This is a genomic window from Amycolatopsis sp. NPDC004378 (genome assembly GCF_053602455.1).
Map to the genome: position 1 here is coordinate 74979 of NZ_JBSGDR010000006.1, position 18993 is coordinate 93971.

17 protein-coding genes are annotated in these 18993 nt (G+C 73.4%); 11 read left to right on the plus strand and 6 right to left on the minus strand.

Features of this window, described 5'->3' with window-relative positions; translation table 11 throughout:
* The first annotated feature begins 17 nt into the window (after positions 1-17).
* From mihF to ACWEN0_RS20355, 6 genes are all read left to right on the plus strand, one after another.
* Positions 18-335, plus strand: coding sequence for an integration host factor, actinobacterial type (gene mihF / locus ACWEN0_RS20330; protein ID WP_003096398.1), 318 nt, complete (start codon positions 18-20; stop codon positions 333-335).
* The gene (gene gmk, locus ACWEN0_RS20335; RefSeq protein ID WP_451975423.1) at positions 332-985 is read left to right on the plus strand and encodes a guanylate kinase; all 654 of its coding nucleotides are present in this window, start codon (positions 332-334) and stop codon (positions 983-985) included. Before mihF ends, gmk begins: the two co-directional genes overlap by 4 nt.
* Positions 982-1254, plus strand: coding sequence for a DNA-directed RNA polymerase subunit omega (rpoZ, locus tag ACWEN0_RS20340; RefSeq protein ID WP_257919277.1), 273 nt, complete (start codon positions 982-984; stop codon positions 1252-1254). The genes gmk and rpoZ overlap by 4 nt, the downstream gene beginning before the upstream one ends.
* Positions 1247-2467, plus strand: a complete 1221-nt coding sequence (coaBC, locus tag ACWEN0_RS20345; RefSeq protein ID WP_451975426.1) for a bifunctional phosphopantothenoylcysteine decarboxylase/phosphopantothenate--cysteine ligase CoaBC — start codon at positions 1247-1249, stop codon at positions 2465-2467. Before rpoZ ends, coaBC begins: the two co-directional genes overlap by 8 nt.
* 93 nt (positions 2468-2560) lie before the next feature.
* Positions 2561-3763 carry a methionine adenosyltransferase gene (gene metK / locus ACWEN0_RS20350; RefSeq protein ID WP_451976167.1) on the plus strand — a complete coding sequence of 401 codons (1203 nt, stop codon included), beginning with the start codon at positions 2561-2563 and terminating at the stop codon, positions 3761-3763.
* Between the two features lie 90 nt (positions 3764-3853).
* Positions 3854-5944 carry a primosomal protein N' gene (locus ACWEN0_RS20355; protein ID WP_451975428.1) on the plus strand — a complete coding sequence of 697 codons (2091 nt, stop codon included), beginning with the start codon at positions 3854-3856 and terminating at the stop codon, positions 5942-5944.
* A gap of 52 nt (positions 5945-5996) precedes the next feature.
* Here the strand turns inward: ACWEN0_RS20355 and ACWEN0_RS20360 are convergent, their stop codons facing one another.
* Positions 5997-7337 (minus strand): hypothetical protein, encoded by a 1341-nt coding sequence (locus ACWEN0_RS20360; RefSeq protein ID WP_451975431.1) that lies wholly within the window; start codon positions 7335-7337, stop codon positions 5997-5999.
* Between the two features lie 80 nt (positions 7338-7417).
* On the minus strand, positions 7418-8233 hold the full coding sequence (locus ACWEN0_RS20365) for a lysozyme (RefSeq protein WP_451975433.1): 816 nt from the start codon (positions 8231-8233) through the stop codon (positions 7418-7420).
* A 203-nt stretch (positions 8234-8436) separates the two neighbouring features.
* Between ACWEN0_RS20365 and ggt the strand changes: the two genes are divergently transcribed.
* From ggt to ACWEN0_RS20385, 4 genes are all read left to right on the plus strand, one after another.
* Positions 8437-10236, plus strand: coding sequence for a gamma-glutamyltransferase (gene ggt, locus ACWEN0_RS20370; protein WP_451975436.1), 1800 nt, complete (start codon positions 8437-8439; stop codon positions 10234-10236).
* 297 nt (positions 10237-10533) lie between these two features.
* Positions 10534-11460 carry a methionyl-tRNA formyltransferase gene (fmt, locus tag ACWEN0_RS20375; protein WP_451975439.1) on the plus strand — a complete coding sequence of 309 codons (927 nt, stop codon included), beginning with the start codon at positions 10534-10536 and terminating at the stop codon, positions 11458-11460.
* Entirely contained in the window at positions 11457-12881 is a 1425-nt protein-coding gene (locus tag ACWEN0_RS20380; protein ID WP_451975442.1) for an RsmB/NOP family class I SAM-dependent RNA methyltransferase, read from the plus strand. Before fmt ends, ACWEN0_RS20380 begins: the two co-directional genes overlap by 4 nt.
* On the plus strand, positions 12878-13375 hold the full coding sequence (locus ACWEN0_RS20385) for a flavoprotein (protein ID WP_451975445.1): 498 nt from the start codon (positions 12878-12880) through the stop codon (positions 13373-13375). The genes ACWEN0_RS20380 and ACWEN0_RS20385 overlap by 4 nt, the downstream gene beginning before the upstream one ends.
* A 158-nt stretch (positions 13376-13533) precedes the next feature.
* Here ACWEN0_RS20385 and ACWEN0_RS20390 read toward each other — a convergent pair whose 3' ends face one another.
* The 4 genes from ACWEN0_RS20390 to ACWEN0_RS20405 all read right to left on the minus strand — a co-directional run bounded on the left by ACWEN0_RS20390 (position 13534) and on the right by ACWEN0_RS20405 (position 18161).
* Positions 13534-14643, minus strand: a complete 1110-nt coding sequence (locus ACWEN0_RS20390; RefSeq protein ID WP_451975448.1) for a serine hydrolase domain-containing protein — start codon at positions 14641-14643, stop codon at positions 13534-13536.
* Positions 14644-14753: 110 nt separating this feature from the next.
* Positions 14754-16148, minus strand: coding sequence for an alkaline phosphatase (phoA, locus tag ACWEN0_RS20395; protein WP_451975451.1), 1395 nt, complete (start codon positions 16146-16148; stop codon positions 14754-14756).
* 157 nt (positions 16149-16305) lie between these two features.
* Entirely contained in the window at positions 16306-16965 is a 660-nt protein-coding gene (locus tag ACWEN0_RS20400; protein ID WP_451975454.1) for a response regulator, read from the minus strand.
* Complete coding sequence (locus ACWEN0_RS20405; RefSeq protein ID WP_451975457.1) at positions 16962-18161, minus strand: sensor histidine kinase; 1200 nt, start codon at positions 18159-18161, stop codon at positions 16962-16964. The genes ACWEN0_RS20400 and ACWEN0_RS20405 overlap by 4 nt, the downstream gene beginning before the upstream one ends.
* A 120-nt stretch (positions 18162-18281) precedes the next feature.
* On the opposite strand from ACWEN0_RS20405, the gene rpe reads away from it, so the two are divergent.
* Positions 18282-18953 (plus strand): ribulose-phosphate 3-epimerase, encoded by a 672-nt coding sequence (gene rpe / locus ACWEN0_RS20410; RefSeq protein WP_451976170.1) that lies wholly within the window; start codon positions 18282-18284, stop codon positions 18951-18953.
* Positions 18954-18993: the final 40 nt, after the last annotated feature.

Sequence of the window (18993 nt, forward strand, 5' to 3'; positions counted from 1 at the left end):
AACTACCGGAGGAAAACGTGGCACTTCCCCAGCTGACAGAGGAACAGCGCGCTGCGGCGCTGGAGAAGGCCGCCGCCGCTCGCCGCATCCGTGCTGAGCTGAAGGAGCGGCTGAAGCGGGGCGGTACCACTCTGGTCGACGTGCTGAAGCAGGCCGAGGAGAACGAAGTCCTCGGCAAGATGAAGGTTTCGGCTCTGCTCGAGGCCCTCCCGGGCGTCGGCAAGGTCCGCGCGCAGCAGACCATGGAACGACTGGAGATCGCCCCCAGCCGTCGCCTTCGCGGCCTCGGCGACCGGCAGCGCAAGGCGCTGCTGGCCGAGTTCAGCGGCGAGTGAACGGCGCCGGTCGTGACTACCCGGTGAACCGGGGCGCCGACCGCGGCAGTGAGCCGGTGGCGGGGGACACCTCCCGGCACCGGCTCACCGTCGTATCAGGGCCCTCGGGAGTCGGGAAGTCGAGCGTGGTGGGCGAGCTGCGGAAGCTGGAGCCCGACGTCTGGTTCAGCGTTTCGGTCACCACGCGCGCCCCGCGGCCCGGTGAGGTCGACGGCGCGCACTACCACTTCGTCGACCGCGCCGAGTTCGACGCGATGATCGCCGAGGGCAGGCTGCTGGAGTGGGCCGAGTTCGCCGGCAACCGCTACGGCACCCCCCGCGAGCCGGTCGAGAAGGCCCTCGCCGACGGGCGCCCGGCCGTCCTGGAGATCGAGCTCCAGGGCGCGCGCCAGGTCCGCGCGGCCATGCCCGAGGCCCGGCTGGTGATGCTCATGCCGCCGTCGTGGGACGAGCTGGTCGGCCGGCTCACCGGCCGCGGCACCGAAAGCGAGGCCGCGGTCCAGGCCCGGCTGGCCGAGGCGGAGCGCGAGCTGGCGGCGGCGGGGGAGTTCGACCACCGCCTCGTCAACGCCGACGTGCGAGAGGCCGCTGAGCACTTGCTAAACTTGATTACTGATCAGTCTGCCGAAGATTCGGAGCACCACGAGTGACCACCCAGGTTTCGTCCCTGCACGAAGAGCTCGAGGGCATCACCAACCCGCCGATCGACGACCTGCTCGAGAAGGTCAGCTCGAAGTACGCGCTGGTGATCTACTCGGCGAAGCGTGCGCGCCAGATCAACGACTACTACGCCCAGCTGGGCGAGGGCCTGCTCGAGTACGTCGGCCCGCTCGTCGAGCCGGGCCCGCGCGAGAAGCCGCTCTCGATCGCGCTGCGCGAGATCCACGGCGGCCTGCTCGAGCACACCGAGGGTGAGTAAGCCCAAGGTCGTCCTGGGCGTGGGCGGCGGCATCGCCGCCTACAAGGCCTGTGAGGTCCTGCGCGGACTGACCGAGTCCGGTCACGACGTGCGCGTGGTCCCCACCGAAGCCGCGCTGAACTTCGTCGGCGCGGCGACCTTCGAAGCCCTCTCCGGGCACCCGGTGCACACGGGCGTGTTCACCGAGGTGCCGGAAGTCCAGCACGTCCGCGTCGGCAAGGAAGCCGACCTGGTCCTGGTCGTCCCGGCGACCGCGAACCTCCTCGCCAAGGCCGCCCACGGCCTCGCGGACGACCTGCTGACGAACACCCTGCTCACCGCCCGGTGCCCGGTCGCCTTCTTCCCGGCGATGCACACGGAGATGTGGGAGCACCCCGCGACCCGCGACAACGTGGCCCTGCTGCGGTCGCGCGGCGCGATCGTCACCGAGCCCGATGCCGGCAGGTTGACCGGTGCCGACACCGGCAAGGGCCGCCTCGCGAACCCCGCCGAGATCGTCGACCTGGCCCGGCTCCTGCTGGCCCGGCCGGACGCCCTCCCGCGCGACCTCGAAGGCGTCCGCGTGGTCGTGTCCGCGGGCGGCACCCGCGAGCCCCTCGACCCGGTCCGCTACCTGGGCAACCGCTCGTCCGGCAAGCAGGGCTACGCGCTCGCCCGCGTCGCCGCCCAGCGCGGCGCCGAGGTCACCCTGGTCACCGCGCACACCGTCGCGCTGCCGGACCCGGCGGGTGCCGTCGTGGAGCACGTCTCGACGGCGGAGGAGCTGCGTCAGGCCGTGCACGCCGCGTCCCAGTCGGCGGACGTCGTCGTGATGGCCGCGGCCGTCGCCGACTTCCGGCCGGCGAACCGGGCCGACCACAAGATCAAGAAGTCCGACGACCAGCCCGACCCGGTCATCACGCTCGACCGCAATGCCGACATCCTCGCGGAATTGGTGCGAAACCGGCGTCCCGGTCAGGTCGTCGTGGGATTCGCGGCGGAAACCGGGGACGAGCACGGCGACGTCCTCGACCACGCCCGCGTGAAGCTCAAGCGCAAAGGCGCGGACCTGCTGGTGGTCAACGCCGTCGGCGACGGGAAGGCGTTCGGCACGGAAGACAATTCGGGCTGGCTGCTCGGCTCGGACGGCACGGAAATCCCCATACCTCTCGGCGCGAAGGCTGAACTGGCGTCCACCCTGTGGGACGCTGTTGTGAGCTTCATGAAGCGTTGACCGTCCCCCGAGCGATAGTCAGTACGCTTGCACAGGTAAGGGGTGCCTAACTTTCGGGGCATCCGACGACAAGGTGAGGAAGTGACGGCCACCGTGACCGCGTCTAGCAGCAGATTGTTCACCTCGGAGTCGGTGACCGAAGGGCACCCCGACAAGATTTGCGACGCCATCAGCGACTCGATCCTCGACGGCCTGCTGTCGAAGGACCCGCGCAGCCGCGTCGCCGTCGAAACGCTGATCACCACCGGCCAGGTGCACGTGGCCGGCGAGGTGACCACCGAGGCGTACGCCGACATCCCGACCATCGTCCGCGACGTCATCCTGAAGATCGGGTACGACTCTTCGGCCAAGGGCTTCGACGGCAACTCGTGCGGCGTCAACGTCGCGATCGGGTCGCAGTCGCCCGACATCGCGCAGGGCGTCGACACCGCGTACGAGTCGCGCGTCGAGTCCGACGAAGACGAGATCAACCGCCAGGGCGCCGGCGACCAGGGCCTGATGTTCGGGTACGCCTGCTCGGACACCCCCGAGCTGATGCCGTTGCCGATCGCGCTGGCCCACCGGCTGTCGAAGCGGCTGACCGCGGTCCGCAAGGACGGCGTGCTGCCGTACCTGCGCCCGGACGGCAAGACCCAGGTCACCATCGAGTACGCCGGCGACCAGCCGGTCCGCCTCGACACCGTGGTCGTCTCCTCGCAGCACGCCGACGGCATCGACCTGGACCGGATGCTCAGCGTCGACGTCAAGGAGCACGTCGTCGGCCCGGAGATCGAGGCACTGGGCATCGACACCTCCACCGCGCGGCTGCTGGTCAACCCGACCGGCCGCTTCGTCATCGGCGGCCCGATGGGCGACGCCGGCCTGACCGGCCGCAAGATCATCGTCGACACCTACGGCGGCATGGCCCGCCACGGTGGCGGCGCGTTCTCCGGCAAGGACCCGTCCAAGGTCGACCGTTCCGCCGCGTACGCCATGCGCTGGGTCGCCAAGAACGTCGTCGCCGCGGGCCTGGCCCAGCGGACCGAGGTGCAGGTCGCGTACGCGATCGGCAAGGCGGCCCCGGTCGGCCTGTTCGTCGAGACGTTCGGGACCGAGACGGTCGACCCGTCGAAGATCCAGCAGGCCATCACCGAGGTCTTCGACCTGCGGCCCGCCGCGATCATCCGCGACCTCGACCTGCTGCGCCCGATCTACGCCCCGACCGCGGCGTACGGCCACTTCGGCCGGCCCGAGCTGGACCTCCCCTGGGAGAGCACGGCCCGCGCCGAGGCCCTGAAGGCCGCGGCCGGCGCCTGACGCACGATCCGGTGAAGGCCACCCCGCGGACGCCGCGGGGTGGCCTTCCTCGTGTCCGGGGTGTCGGTGGGGTCTGGTAGAGATCACGGCGTGAGTAGTCCCGAGCCCGCCGCTCTCTGGGAGCTTCCGGAGAAGCCGCCTTCGCCGAAGGCGGCGCCGTCGCGTGCCCGGAAGAAGCCTGCGCGCAGCGCCAAAGGGGCGCAGCAGCCCGCGCCCGAACGGCCGGTCGCGCGGATCGTCGTCGACATCCCCCTGGCCCACCTGGACCGCACGTTCGACTACCTCGTGCCGGAAAAGCTGCACGAGACCGCCGTGCCGGGCTGCCGCGTCCGCGTCCGGTTCGCCGGGCAGCTCGTCGACGGTTATCTGGTCGAGCGCGGCGAAACCAGCGACTACGACCGGAAGCTGGCGTTCCTGGACCGCGTGACGTCGGCCGAGCCGGTGCTGCCGCCGTCGTTGCACGCGGTCTGCCGGGCGGTCGCCGACCGCTACGGCGGCACGCTGTCCGACGTCCTGCGTCTCGCGATCCCGCCCCGGCACGCGAAAGCCGAGGGCGAGCCCGCCTCGGCGCCGGCCGCGCTCCCGGACGCGCCCGACACCGCGGCGTGGGCGCGCTACCAGCGTGGCCCGGCGTTCCTGGAGGCCCTCGCCGAGGGGAAGCCCGCGAACGCCGTCTGGCAGGCCCTCCCGGGCGAGGACTGGCCGCGCCGGCTCGCCGAAGCCGCCGGTTCCGCGGCCGCCGCGGGCCGCGGCGCGGTGCTGGTGGTGCCCGACCACCGCGACCTGACGCGGGTGCACGAGGCGTGCGCGGCGGTGGTGGGGGAGGACGCCGTCGTGGCGCTGATCGCGGGGCTCGGCCCGGCCGAGCGCTACCGGCGCTGGCTGGCGGTGCTGCGCGGCGCGGTGCGGGTGGTGGTCGGCACGCGGGCGGCGATGTTCGCGCCGGTGCACGACCCGGGCCTGTTCGTCGTCTGGGACGACGGCGACGACCTGCACCTCGACCAGCACGCGCCGTACCCGCACGTCCGGGACGTGCTGATGGACCGCGCGCACGCGGCGAAGGCGTCCCTGCTGGTCGGCGGCTTCGCGCGGACGGCCGAGGCCCAGCTGCTGGTCGAGTCCGGCTGGGCGGCACCGGTTCTGGCCGACCGCGCGACCCTGCGTTCCTCGGCGCCCCGCGTGACCCCGGTCGGCGAGGACTTCGACGTCGCCCGCGACGAAGCCGCCCGTGTCGCCCGGCTGCCGGCGGTGGCGTTCGAAGCGGCCCGCCAAGCGTTCGCGGCGGGCTTCCCCGCCCTGATCCAGGTGCCCCGCCGCGGCTACGTCCCGGGCCTGGCGTGCGGGAACTGCCGCACGCCCGCGCACTGCCGCCGCTGCGCGGGACCCCTGTCGCTGCCGGGCGGCTCGGCGGACGGCCGCCCGAAGCCGCCGGCGTGCCGCTGGTGCGGCGTCCCGGAGACGGCGTTCCGCTGCACGGCGTGCGGCTCGGTCCGCCTGCGCGCGGTGATCGTCGGCGCGAAGCGGACGGCAGAGGAGCTGGGCCGCGCGTTCCCGGGCATCCCGGTGCGCACGTCGGGAGCGGCGGAGGTCCTGGCGTCGGTCCCCGGAAAGCCGGCGCTGGTGGTCTGCACGCCCGGAGCCGAGCCGGTGGCCGAAGGCGGCTACGGTGCGGCGCTCCTGCTGGACGGCTGGGCATTGCTGGGCCGCCAGGACCTGCGCGCGGCGGAGGAGACGTTGCGCCGCTGGATGGCTGCGGCCGCGTTGGTGCGCCCGTCGTCGTCGGGTGGGCGGGTCATCGTCGGGGCGGAGGCGGGCCTGGCGGTGGTCCAGGCGCTGGTCCGCTGGGACCCGGCGTGGCACGCGGGCCAGGAGCTGGGGGAACGCCGCGAACTGGGTTTCCCCCCGGCGATGCGCATGGCGAGCGTGGAGGGCACCCCGGACGCGGTGGCGGGCTTCCTCGCGGACCTGCCGTTACCGCCGTCGGGCGAAGTCCTGGGCCCGGTGCCCCTCGGCGAGATCGACGACGAGGGCAATGCGGACCGCGAGCGGGCGCTGGTCCGCGTTTCCCGCGGCGAGGGCAAGGCCCTGGCCGCCGAAATCCACGCGGCGGCGGCGCGTCGGGACGCGAAGAAGGCCACGGAACCGATCCGCGTCCAGCTGGATCCGCTGGACCTCATCTAGCGTCCTCGCCCGCGCGCGGAAACCCACTGGCGCGCGGGCGATTCCGCCCGAATCAGCCGCCCAACACCGTGCCTGGCAAGGATTCCAGCGCCGCGCGCGGCGATTCCGGTGCCCGCGGCGCGATTCCGGCTGCCGGTCCCCCGGCCGCGGCGGTCGTCAGGTCGATCACCTGGGCCGCGATCGCCTGGCGGCGCCCCTCGAACGCCGCGTCCGTCAACGCCGCCGGGTCGGCGGGCTGGCCCAGTACCGGCGTGTGCAGGTGCCCGCCCGCGACCGACGTCAGCCCGAGCCCGAGGCGGACGCGATTGCTGCGGTACATCGATTCGTTGGACAGGTAGTTCCCGCCACCGCCGGATTGCGCGCTCTCGCCCGGCGACGGCGCGTCGGACCGGCACACCGGCGTCCCCGCGCCCGGTTCGCCGGGCCACACGCAGAAGGCCTGGTTGAAGTTGACCGGGTAAGCGCCGGGCACCTCGAGCATCCGCTGGTACGGCAACGTCGTCTCGATGAACTGGACCTCCGGCTGCGGCCAGCCCGCCGCCGGCGGGACACCGCCCGTCACCGACGCGTTGTTGTTGTCCGGGAAGCCGCCGCGCCACGCTCCCGCCCAGCGCTCGACGTCGAACCGGCCCGGGCGGCCCTGGCTGATCGTCATGATCACGTCCGGCCGCCGCGCGCGGTCGCGCAACGCCGTGCCGTAGGCCGCTTCGACGATTCCTTCGTCGAAGTAGCCCCACACGACCGGGAAGCTCACCGCCTGCACCACCGCCCGGCCGGACGGCGTGTCCAGGACGCGCCCGTCCAGTTGCAGGGCCGACGCCCCCGCCGGGTTCGAGATGGTCAGGCCGCGGCCGTCGAGCTGGAACGGGTCGAACCCGCTGACCATGATCCGCCGCACCGGCCCGAGCGGGAACCGGACGTCGTCGAGGCCGCGCGAGCCGCGGTCGAACGCCGTCAGCAGCGCGTCCCGCTGCGAAGGGAACGACGCCAGCCGGCGGATGGCACTGCTGAGCTGCAGCCGCGCCCAGTACAGCGGCCGGTCGTCGAACCGGTCCCAGGCACCGAGATCGGGCCGGCGGCCCTGCGCGCGGTCGACGGCCGTCCGCCACAACCGGTCACCGGCCTGCGTGACGACGCGCTCGGCACGTCGTGGCGTCCGCGCCGCGCAGAGGTCGCGTTTCACCTCGGCGACGAGCGGGTCGAACCCGGCCAGCCGGACCAGCTCGGGTCCGACGGCGGGACCACCGGACGGCAGGGAAGCCGAAAGGCGCTGCTCCTCGACGGTCAGCGGCACGGTGGGGTCGAAGCAGCCGGGCGCGGCCGCGGCGACGGCGGGGAACGCGAAGAGCGGAACGGCGGCGAGCAGGGGGAGCAGAGCGGCGGTCAGGCGCACGGATTTCCCTCCACGACGTGGGTGACGCGGCCGAGTCTTCCGCCGACCGCGCCACCCGCGTAACCCGCGGAAGTCGGGGATCAGCCCGTGGCGAGCACCTTCAGGCGCGAGATGTCCGCGCTGAACGAGTCCTGGTCGATCGGCGAGGAGCTGTACTGCCAGAACGTGTAGAAGCCCCAGTTGTACGGCAGCGTCCCCGCCGACGACGCGTAGCGCGCCACCCAGAGCGGGTTCGTCGAGCTGAAGTCACCCGTGTTGCCGGTGCACTGGCTCCACCAGCTCGTCGCCGTGTAGATCACCGGCCAGCGGGTCGTCTTCGCGTGGTACTCGTCGCTGAACGCCTTGATCCACGCCACCATCTGGGCCGGCGTCTTGCCGTAGCAGGCGTTGTTCGGGCCCCACTCGATGTCGAGCGTGCCCGGGAGCGTCTTGCCGTCCTTCGACCAGCCGCCGCCGTGGGCGACGAAGTAGTCGGCCTGGGCCGCGCCGCCCGAGGTGTCCGGGCGGCCGTAGTGGTAGGCCCCGCGGATCATGCCGACGTTGTACGAGCCGGTGTACTGCTGGCTGAAGTAGGCGTTCTGGTAGCCGGTGCCTTCGGTCGCCTTGACGTAGGCGAACTTCTTGCCCGCGCTCCAGTACGAAGCCCAGTTCACGTTGCCCTGGTAGGAGCTGACGTCGATGCCGGGGACGCTCGAGTCCACCGACGCCGGCGCGAGGCCCGCCGGGGCCACGCCGTCGTGGGCGCGGATCGCCGCGCCCATTTCGTGGTTGTTCGACGCGTCCTGGTCCGGCAGGCCCGGCGCCGCTTCGGCGCCGGCGGCGGTCACGACCAGCAGGGAGGTCGAGACGGCCACAGCGGCGCCGAGCAGGCGGCGCCACCTCCGTGGTGCGGTCATCTTCAGTTGTCCTTTCGGTTGCCCTCGCTGTGCGCGGCTGTGCAGGGCCGCGCCGGACGATTCTGTGGCGTTGGCGTGGGCAGTGTCACTCCTCCAGGTGAGGCAATTTCGAAGTCTGGGGAAACTCGTAAAATCTTGACGAACGGGGTGCGTCGCCCGTTGGCGGGTTGAAGGCGCTTGATCCGAGGGGCAGACTCGCCCGCATGCCCGCGCACAGATGCCGCAGAGTCCTCGTCATCGCCGCCACCGCCGCGCTCGCCACCACCGTCGCGGCCGGACCCGCCTCCGCCGCCACGCCGACCCCGAAGTCCCCGGTCGCGGTCGGGTACGGGGGCGCCGTGGCCAGCATCGACGCCGACGCGACCGCGATCGGCACCCAGGTCCTGCGCGACGGCGGGAACGCCGTCGACGCGGCCGTCGCGGTCGCCGCCGCGCTCGGTGTCACGGACCCGTTCTCCGCCGGCGTCGGCGGTGGCGGGTTCTTCGTCTACTACGACGCGAAGACCCACCAGGTCCACACGCTCGACGGCCGCGAGACGGCGCCGAAGACCGCCGACGCGAACCTGTTCGTCGAAAACGGCCAGCCGCTGCCGTTCGCCGACGCCGTCACGAGCGGGCTCAGCGTCGGCGTGCCCGGCACGCCCGCGACGTGGTCCGAGGCGCTTCGCAAGTGGGGGACGCGCTCGCTCGAGAAGTCCCTGAAGCCCGCGGAGAACCTGGCGCGCAAGGGGTTCGTCGTCGACTCGACGTTCCAGACGCAGGTCGCGAACAACGCCGCGCGGTTCGCCGCGTTCCCCTCGACGCGGTCGCTGTACCTGCCGGACGGCGCGCCGCCCGCGCCCGGGACCGTCTTCAAGAACCCCGACCTCGCCGACACGTACGCGCAGCTCGAGCGGCGCGGCGTCGACGCCCTGTACCAGGGCCCGATCGGCGCGGACATCGCGAAGACCGTCCAGCAGCCGCCGAAGGACCCGGCGTCGACGTTGAACGTCCGGCCCGGCAAGCTCAGCACGGCGGACCTCGCCGCCTACCGCGCCATCGAGCGCGACCCGACCCACGCGCGCTACGAAGGTCTCGACGTCTACGGCATGCCGGCGCCGTCCTCGGGCGGGCTGACGGTCGGCGAAGCGCTGAACATCCTCGAGAACTTCGACCTGAAGCACGCGAGCAAGGCCGACTACCTGCAGTACTTCCTGGAGTCGACGCGGTTCGCCTTCGCCGACCGCAACCGCTGGATCGGCGACCCGGCCGTGAACGACGTCCCTTCGCGTGAGCTGCTCTCGCAGCGATTCGCCGACACGCGGGCCTGCCTGATCTCGAAGGACAAGGCCGCGACGAGCCCGGTCGCGCCGGCCGACCCGCGCCACCCGACACCGTGCGCGGCGGGTACGACGGGCGCCCCGACGCCGTACGAGGGTGAGAACACGACGCACCTGACGGTCGCCGACAAGTGGGGCAACGTCGTCGCCTACACGCTGACGATCGAGCAGGAGGGCGGCAGCGGCATCGTCGTGCCGGGCCGCGGGTTCCTGCTCAACAACGAGCTGACCGACTTCTCGTTCACGCCGGTGACGCCGGGCGTGCCGGACCCGAACCTGCCCGGCCCGGGCAAGCGGCCGCGCTCGTCGATGGCCCCGACGATCGTGCTGGACCACGGCCGCCCGTTCTTCGCGACGGGCTCCCCGGGCGGTGCGTCGATCATCACGACGGTGCTGCAGGTGCTCCTCGGCCGCCTGGACCGCGGACTGTCCCTGGAGGACGCGATCGCGGCCCCGCGGGCCTCGCAGCGCAACGCGGCGCAGGCCCAGGTGGAGCAGGCATTCCTGGACCAGCCGGAGACGGCGGACCTGAAGGCCCGCGGCCAGGGCTTCTCGACGGCCCCGGCCGAGATCGGCGCTGCGACCGGCGTGGAGCGGCTTCGGGACGGGCGTTGGCTGGCCGCGGCCGAGCCGGTGCGACGTGGCCAGGGTGCGGCGCAGGTGGTGTGGCCCGCGCGCTGGTAAGGCTCTGGCGACCCCACGGTGGCCTTCGGTGCGTGTGATGCGCCGGCGGCCACCTTGGGTATCCGGGCAGCGAGAGTCGACGCTCGTTCCGTAGCCGATGCCGGCTCGACGAGCGGGCCGGCTGAGTCGGGCATGCGTGTGGCGCCCGGCCTCAGCCGAGGCCTGGTCGTCCACATCACGGCCAGGGTGTGGACTACCAGGCCAGAGCTGAGCGCGCCCTGCTTGAGCGGGCCTTCTAGACTCGGCTCCGATGTTCCAGCCACGTGAACCCTCCCCGCTCCCGCCGGGGGTGGGCCGATGAAGCTCGTCTTCGCCGGCACCCCCGAGCCGGCCGTTCCCGCTCTGCGTGCCCTGCTCGACTCCGGGCGGCACGAGGTCGTCGCCGTCGTCACGCGGCCCGATGCCCAGGCCGGGCGCGGGCGGCGGGTCGTGCGATCGCCCGTCGGCGCGCTCGCCGACGAGCACGGCATCGAGGTCCTGACGCCCGCCCGCGCGAGCGACCCCGCCTTCCTCGCGCGGCTCACCGAGCTCGCGCCGGACGCCTGCCCGGTCGTCGCCTACGGGGCGTTGCTGCCGCAGGCCGCACTCGACATTCCGCGCCTCGGGTGGGTGAACCTGCACTTCTCGCTGCTGCCCGCGTGGCGGGGCGCGGCGCCGGTGCAGGCCGCGATCCGCGCCGGCGACGAGATCACCGGCGCCTCCACCTTCCGGATCGTCAAGGAGCTGGACGCGGGCCCGGTTTTCGGTGTCGTCACCGAGGCGATCGGGGCCACCGACACCGCCGGGGCCCTGCTCGGGCGGCTCGCGGAGTCCGGGGCGAAACTGCTGGTGTCCACCATGGACGGTCTCGCCGACGGCAGCCTCGTCGCCCGCGACCAGCCCGCCGAAGGTCTGAGCTACGCGCCGAAGGTGACGGTCGAGGACGCGCGCGTGTCCTTCGCCGACCCGGCGTCGGCCGTCGACCGGCAGATCCGCTCGGTCACCCCGGACCCGGGCGCGTGGGCGGAGTTCCGCGGGGAACGCTTCAAGCTCGGTCCGGTCACGGTGCTCGACGAACCCGGCCCGCCGCCGGGCGAGATCGTGGTCGAACGCAAGCGGGTGCTGGTCGGGACGGCGACGAAGCCGCTGCGGCTCGGCGACGTCCAGGCACCCGGCAAGAAACGGATGGCGGCCACCGACTGGGCGCGCGGTACACGGATCGACCAGGGAGAGCGCCTCCGGTGAACGACCACAGGGAACGACGACCGTCCCGGCCGCAGCGGGGCCGGCCGGCCCCGCGCAAGGAAGGCCCGCGCCGCCCGCCGGAGGTGGACGCCGCCCGGCAGGCCGCGTTCGACGTCCTCGCGGCCGTGCGGACCAAGGACGCCTACGCCAACCTCAGCCTGCCGGACCTGCTGCGCGAGCGGCGGATCACCGGCCGGGACGCCGCGCTGGCCACAGAACTCGCGTACGGCGCTTCGCGTGCGCAGGGGCTGCTCGACGCCGTCATCGACGCCTGCGCCGAGCGCCCGCTTTCGCAGACGGACCCGGCGGTCCTCGACGCGCTGCGCCTCGGCGTCTACCAGCTGCTGCGCACCCGCATCCCCGAGCACGCCGCCGTGACGTCCACTGTGGACCTCGTCCGCTCGGAAGCCGGTTCGTGGGCCACGGGTTTCGCGAACGCCATCATGCGCAAGGTGTCCGAAAAGGACGAAGCCGCCTGGCTGGACGAGCTGGCCCCGGACGACGCCGCCGACCCGATCGGCGCCTACGCGCTGCGCACCGCGCACCCGCGCTGGATCGCCCGGTCGTTCGCCGAAGCGCTGGGAGACAAGGGCGAAGGCCTCAAGGCGGCACTCGAAGCCGACGACGCGCGGCCCGAGGTGCACCTCGTCGCGCGCCCCGGCGAGATCAGCGCCGACGAGCTCGCCGCGATCACCGGTGGCGACCCGGCCCCGTACTCGCCCTACGGCGTCCGCCTGCCCGCCGGCGCCGGTGACCCGGCCGACGCCGAGCCGGTCCGCGAGCGCCTCGCCGCGGTGCAGGACGAGGGCAGCCAGCTCTGCGCGATCGCCGCGACGAAGGTGCCGCTCGAGGGCTCCGACGAGCGCTGGCTCGACCTCTGCGCCGGCCCCGGTGGCAAGGCCGCGCTGCTCGGCGCGCTGGCCGCGTTGAGCGGGGCGACCGTCGACGCCGTCGAGAAGGCGCCGCACCGCGCGAAGCTCGTCGAAAAGGCCACCAGCGGCCTGCCGGTGAAGGTCCACGTCGCCGACGGGCGCGAAAGCGGGCTCGAGCCGGGCTACGACCGGATCCTCGTCGACGCGCCGTGCAGCGGGCTCGGCGCGCTGCGGCGGCGGCCGGAGGCGCGCTGGCGGCGTCAGCCGTCCGACGTGGCGGACCTGACGAAGCTGCAGGGCGAACTGCTCGCCGCGGCCTACGCCCTGCTGCGGCCGGGCGGCGCGCTCACCTACGTCGTCTGCTCGCCGCACCTGGCCGAGACCGAAGGCGTCTTCGGTGAGACGGCGCGGCGGCTGAAGGCCGAGGTGCTGGACGCGCGCGAGCTGTTCCCGGGCGTGCCGGAGCTGGGCGACGGGCCGTACGTGCAGCTGTGGCCGCACCGCCACGGCACCGACGCGATGTTCTGCGCCGTCCTGCGCAAACCGTGAAGGATCTCGGGCTGATCGCCAGCTCGTGCGGCGGGCTGGACGTCCGGTTCGCCGCCGAGCTGGCGAAACCCGCCGCGGCGCGCGGCTGGCAGCCGGCGATCACGCTGACGCCGACCGCGATGCGCTGGCTGGAGGCCACCGGCGGGCTCGACGACGTCGCCGCGTGCACCGACCTGCCGGTCCGCAGCGTCTCGCGCCTGCCGGGCGAGCCGCGGCCGCACCCGGACCCGGAGGTGTTCCTCTTCGCGCCGGCGTCGGCGAACTCGGTGGCCAAGCTGGCGCTGGGCATCGCGGACAACCAGGCACTGACGGTACTCGGCGACGTCCTCGGCGCGCCCGGGATCACGATCGTGGTGGCCTACCAGATCCAGGACACCCGGGCGCACCACCCGGCGTGGCAGCGCCACCTCGACACCCTCGCGCGCGCCGGGGTGACGCTGCACCGGCTGGACATCCGCCGCCCCTGGACGGAAGCCCTCGACCTGCTGCCTTGAGCGGCCCGCGGGGGCGCCCCCCGTCTTTCACGCTACCCGGGAGCACCGACAATTCCGGGCCGCGAGCGGCGCACCCAGGCTCGGAGCACCGCCCGCGAACGGTGACTTACCGCCTCGAGCGGCACCCAGGCCTGGGGGCGCCGCCCGCGAACGGTGACTTACCGCCCCGAGCACACCGCCGCGTCGGTGGCGGCCAGCAGGTGCTGGTTCGCCGCGGCCGGTGTGGGGTTCTCGTTCAGCACGACCGTCACGCGGCGGCCCTCGGGGCCGACGCCCGCCAGGTTCGTGAAGCCGACGATCCCGCCTTCGTGGCCCCAGAACTCCCCGCACGACAGCGGGATGCTGCCCAGGCCCAGGCCGTAGCGCGCGCCCGGGATGCCGAGGTCCGCCGGGACCGTGCGCTTCATCTCGGCCAGTTCGGCCGGGCGAAGCAGGCGGCCGTCCAGCAGTGCGCCGTAGAACCGGTCGAGGTCCGCCGGGGTCGAGACGATGCCGCCCGCCGCTCCCGCGATCGTCGCGTCGAAGTCGCTGAAGTCGACGAGCTTGCCGCCGATCGGTGCGTAGCCGACCGCGTGCGGGCCGGGCAGCTTTTCGTCGCCGCGGCGCGGCAAGTACGTGTCGTGCAGGCCCAGCGGGCGGGTGATCCGGTGGGCGATCTCCGCGTCGAGCGGATGCCCGGTGACGCGCGAAACGATCATCCCGGCGACGATGTAGTTGGTGTTGGAGTACGACCAGCTCGTGCCCGGCGGGAACAGCGCCGGGTGCTTCAGCGCCATCGCCACCAGCTCGGCCGGCTCGGCGCCGCGGTGGCGCAGCGCTTCCGGATCGTTCAGGGGCAGGTCGTCGGTGTAGTTGTACAGCCCGCTCGTGTGCTGCAGCAGCTGCCGCACGGTGATCCGGTGGTCCGGCAGCAACCCCGGCAGGTAGCGCTCGACCGGCGCGTCCAGCTGCACCCGGCCCTCGCCGACGAGCTGCAGCACCACCGTGGCGACGAACGTCTTGGTGACGCTGCCCGCGCGGAAGGACCCGTTGCGCGGGAACGGCTTCCCGGTGGCGACGTCGCCGCGGCCGCTGCGCACGACGCGCGTCCGGCCGTGGTCCTGGAGCACGGCTTCGGCGCCGGGGACGCCGTCCTGGGCGGTCAGGACGTCCAGGCCGTCCTGGACCGGGCCGGCCGCGGCGAGCGCCGGTGCGGCGGTGGTGGCGGCGAGCAGGGCGACGAGTGAGCCGACGGCGACGATCCGCTTGCCCCGCAATGACTTCCGCATGAAAGAACCCCCTGGTGTCTCGGTGCTCCCCACGCTAGGGAGCCGGGACGCCAGGGGGCATGGGGCAGGCCGCCCGAACGCTGCGGGGGCCAGCCCTACTCACGACCGCGTCAGCGCAGGCGAAGCGCGCGCTTCAGGGTGCCGAACAGGTCGGTCTGGTTGGTCAGGCCGACGATGTTGGCCGCCTGCGGGCCCATGGCCGCGATGCGGACCTGGGTGCCGGTGTGCGACTGCGAGCCGCCCGTTTCCGCGGTGCCGTAGGCGAGGGTCATGTTCGCGCCCTCGTTGGTGACGAGCGTCGCGGTCAGGCCCGGGGTCGCGGTGGGCTCGACGATCTGGCTGCTGTGGCCGTGGTCGGCCGTCACCAGCACCAGGGTGTCCGGGTGGCTGCGGGCGAACGCCGTGCCCGCCGCGATGGCCGCGTCGAAGTCGATCGTCTCGCCGATCTGGCCGCACGGGTCGGCCGCGTGGTCCTGCTTGTCGATGCTCGCGCCCTCGACCTGCAGGAAGAAGCCCTTGTCGCTGCGGCGGTCGTCGAGCAGCTCGAGCGCCTTGCGGGTCTGGTCGGCCAGCTTCGGCTGGGCCGCCGGCAGCTTCGGGTTCGGCGTGCAGCGAGCCGGTGCGGTGCCGCCGTGGACGGCCGCCGGGCCGATCCAGTTGACCGGCATGTTGCCGTCGGCGAACAGGCCGAGGACCGGCTTGCCCCGCTGCGCCTTCGCCAGGTCCGCCGCGGTGTTGACCACGGTGTAGCCGGCCGCCTTGGCCTGGTCCAGGACGGGCTTGCCCTTGAACTTGCCGGCCGTCGCCGGCTGGTTGAAGTACTTCGCGCCGCCGCCCAGCAGGACGTCGGGGCGGGTCTGCACCAGCTGCTCGGAGATCGAGCCGAGGCCGCCGTTCTCCTTGGCGTTCTTCGCGCACTTCGCGGTCGTCTCGACCGGGCCCTTGCAGTCGCGGTTGACGACGTGCGAGCCGAGGACGGCCGGGGTGGCGTCCTGGACCTCGGCGGTGGTGACGTCGCCGGTGCGCAGGCCGTTGCGCTTGGCGATCTCGAGGATCGTCGGGACGTCGTTGCCGTACGCGTCGACCGAGATGGCGCCGTTGTAGGTCTTGGTGCCGGTGGCCCAGCCGGTGCCGGACGCGGCCGAGTCGGTCACGTAGTTCGGCTTGCCGGGGTTGTTCTGCTCCACGGCGTAGGTCGTGTAGTCGCCGGTCAGCGGCAGTTCGTCCAGGGCGAGCCGGCCCGCGGCACCGCGCTCGTAGTTGCGGGCCGCGGTGATCTCCGACTGGCCCATGCCGTCGCCGATGAACAGGATGACGTTGCGGGCGTGGCCGCCCTGGATCGCGGCGCGGACGTCGGCGGTGCGGTCACCGGTGCCGGCCGACGAGCGCGCGTCGGCGTTGCCGGAGCCGTTGGTGGCGAGGGCGACCGGAGCGGCGGCGACCAGCGCGGCGCCCAGAGCGCCCGCGACCAGCCACCGGCGGCGGCCGGCGAACAGCGAAGCCATGTTTCTCCTCATTGGGGGACTTCGGGAGGTAAGTGCCCGGATTTCGGACACGTGCCATTAGTCCTTCTGCATGTGTGGTGCGAAGAGACGGAAGGTGACCGGCGGCTGGCCGCTGGCCGAACTCATGACTTCCCGCGGGTGACCGGGAGCACGTCGGTTATTGACCGGCGAGATGCCCCGGGCGCACCACCCCGGCCTCGTACGCGATCACCACGGCCTGGCTGCGGTTGGCCGCGCCGAGCTTCCCGAAGACGTTCCCGACGTGCGTCTTCACCGTTTCGAGGCTGATCACCAGCGCGGCCGCGATGTCGGCGTTGGACAGCCCGGTGGCGATCAGCCGCAGCACCTCGGCCTCGCGCCGGGTCAGCGTCTTCGCCGCCCGGGTGTGCTTCCCGCCGGGCACGCGGCCGCTCACCAGCCGCCGGATCGCCTCCGGGAACAGCAGCGACTCCCCGGCGGCGACCGTCCGCACGGCGTGCGCGATCTCCTCCTTGCGCGCCCGCTTCAGCAGGAACCCGCTGGCCCCGGCCAGCAGCGCTTCGTGCACGTAGTCGTCGTTGTCGAAGGTCGTGACGACGAGGACCTTCGGCGGCGCGGCCAGCTCCGCGAGCAGGCCGCGGGTGGCCTCGATGCCGTCCATCCCGGGCATCCGGACGTCCATCAGCACGACGTCCGGCGCGGTCCGGCGCACCGCGGGCAGCACCTCCGCGCCGTCGGCCGCCTCGCCGGCCACGGTCAGGCCCTGCTGCTCCAGCAACGCCCGCAACCCCATCCGGACCAGCGGCTCGTCGTCGGCGAGCAGCACCGAGGGCGTCACGCGCCCGCCCGCAGCGGGATCGTCGCGCTCAGCCGCCACCGCTCGCCGTCCGGACCCGCTTCGAGCTCGCCGCGCAGGGCTTCGACGCGCTCGGCGAGCCCGGCCGGCCCGCGCCGCCCCGGCCGCGGCCCGGCACCGGGCAGGGGGTTGACGACGGCGATCGCCAGGCGGTCCGGCCCGGCTTCGACGCGGACGTCGACGGCGCCCGGGCCGGCGTGGCGCAGCGCGTTGGTCAGGCCTTCCTGGACGATCCGGTACCCCTCGCGCGACACCGCGGCGGGGACCGCGCCGACCGGCCCGGTGACGGTCAGCCGGACGTCGAGCCCGGCATCGCGGGCGCGCACGGCGAGGTCGTCGACCTCGGCCAGCGTGCGTGTCGGCTCCTTCGCCGCGGGCTCCTCGCGAAGCAGGCCGAGGACGTGGTCCAGGTCCTCGAGCGCGGAACGCGACGCCTCTTCGATCGTGGCGAGCGCGCGCCGCACCTGGGCCGGGTCGGCCTCGACCAGGTCGGCCGCGGCCGCCGCCTGGATGGTCGACGTCGTCAGCGTGTGCCCGATCGAGTCGTGCAGCTCGCGGGCCAGCCGGTTGCGCTGGGCGAGGACCGCGGAGCGGCGTTCGGCGAGCGCGGCGCGCTCGGCGGCCGACGGGCCCAGCAGCTTGGTCGCCCCGGCGCGGAACGCGCGGGTCGCGGCGGCGGTGAGCAGCAGTGCCGTCCCCAGCATGACCAGGGCGGCCGGCAGGGTCCACGGCCCGGCGATCGTGTGCGCGCCGAAGAACGAGAACTCGTCCTGGTCGCCGCGCAGCCACATCGCGACGGAGAAGACGCCGAGCAGGAGGAGGCCGTCGACGGCGAGCAGCAGCCCGCCGAACCCGCCGTGCAGCACCAGCCAGGCGCCGGACCGCAGCCGGTCCGGCCACGCGGGACGCGCCCGGCCCGGCGCCGGCAGGTCCGTGCCCAGCAGGCCGTTCGCGGCGGCGACGCCGAACCGGCGCACCGGCCCCAGCAAGCCCAGCAGCCCCAGCAGCACCGCCAGGCCGAGCAGGGCGAGCAGCACCCGCGGCCGCCCGGCCGGGCTCAGCAGGGTCCACGGCATGGCGAACGGCGCCACCGGAACGGTCAAGGCCGCGCCCAGCACGGCGTACGGGAGGCCGCGGTAGCCGCCGGGCCGCCGCAGCGAGGTCAGGAAACCGGACATGCGGCGAGATTAAGGCGTGGCGGCGACCGTGACCTCCCTCTCCGGAGCCAGATCCTGGTCACAACCGGTTAGTGAGCGTTAGCACGCTCCTCCTACACTCAGGTCGTGGCAGACCGACCCTTGATCGCCCCCAGCATCCTGTCCGCGGACTTCGCCCGGCTCGGCGAAGAGATCGCCGCCGTCGCCGGAGAGGGGGAGGCGCGCGCCGACTGGGTGCACGTCGACGTCATGGACGCGCACTTCGTGCCCAACCTGACCCTGGGCCTGCCCGTCGTCAAGGCACTGCTCAAGAGCACCGACGTGCCGATCGACTGCCACCTGATGATCGACGACCCGGACCGCTGGGCGATCGGCTACGCCGAGGCCGGCGCCTACAACGTCACCGTGCACGCCGAAGCCGCGAAGGACCCCGTCGCGCTGGCCAAGAACCTGCGCGCCGCGGGCGCGAAGGCCGGCCTGTCGATCAAGCCGGGCACCGCGCTCGAGCCGTGGCTCGACGCGCTCAAGCACTACGACACGCTGCTGGTCATGTCGGTCGAGCCGGGCTTCGGCGGGCAGTCGTTCATCGCGGACGTCCTCGAGAAGGTCCGCACCGCGCGGCGGCTGGTCGACACCGGGCACCTGAAGCTGGTCGTCGAGATCGACGGCGGGATCAACACCGAGACCATCGAGCAGGCCGCCGAGGCCGGCGTCGACTGCTTCGTCGCCGGGTCCGCCGTCTACGGCGCCGGCGACCCGGGCAAGGCGGTCGCCGCGCTGCGCGAGCAGGCGGCGCGCGGCCGGGCGGGCTGACGCCCCCGGCGGCACCGGAGAAGCCACCGGGCCGCGGCGG

Excerpts from the sequence above, each read along its gene's own strand:
- ACWEN0_RS20405 (WP_451975457.1), bottom strand. The coding sequence starts at position 18,161 with ATGTCCGGTTTCCTGACCTCGCTGCGGCGGCCCGGCGGCTACCGCGGC.
- ggt (WP_451975436.1), top strand. The coding sequence starts at position 8,437 with ATGCCCGCGCACAGATGCCGCAGAGTCCTCGTCATCGCCGCCACCGCC.
- fmt (WP_451975439.1), top strand. The coding sequence starts at position 10,534 with ATGAAGCTCGTCTTCGCCGGCACCCCCGAGCCGGCCGTTCCCGCTCTG.
- ACWEN0_RS20365 (WP_451975433.1), bottom strand. The coding sequence starts at position 8,233 with ATGACCGCACCACGGAGGTGGCGCCGCCTGCTCGGCGCCGCTGTGGCC.
- ACWEN0_RS20390 (WP_451975448.1), bottom strand. The coding sequence starts at position 14,643 with ATGCGGAAGTCATTGCGGGGCAAGCGGATCGTCGCCGTCGGCTCACTC.
- phoA (WP_451975451.1), bottom strand. The coding sequence starts at position 16,148 with ATGGCTTCGCTGTTCGCCGGCCGCCGCCGGTGGCTGGTCGCGGGCGCT.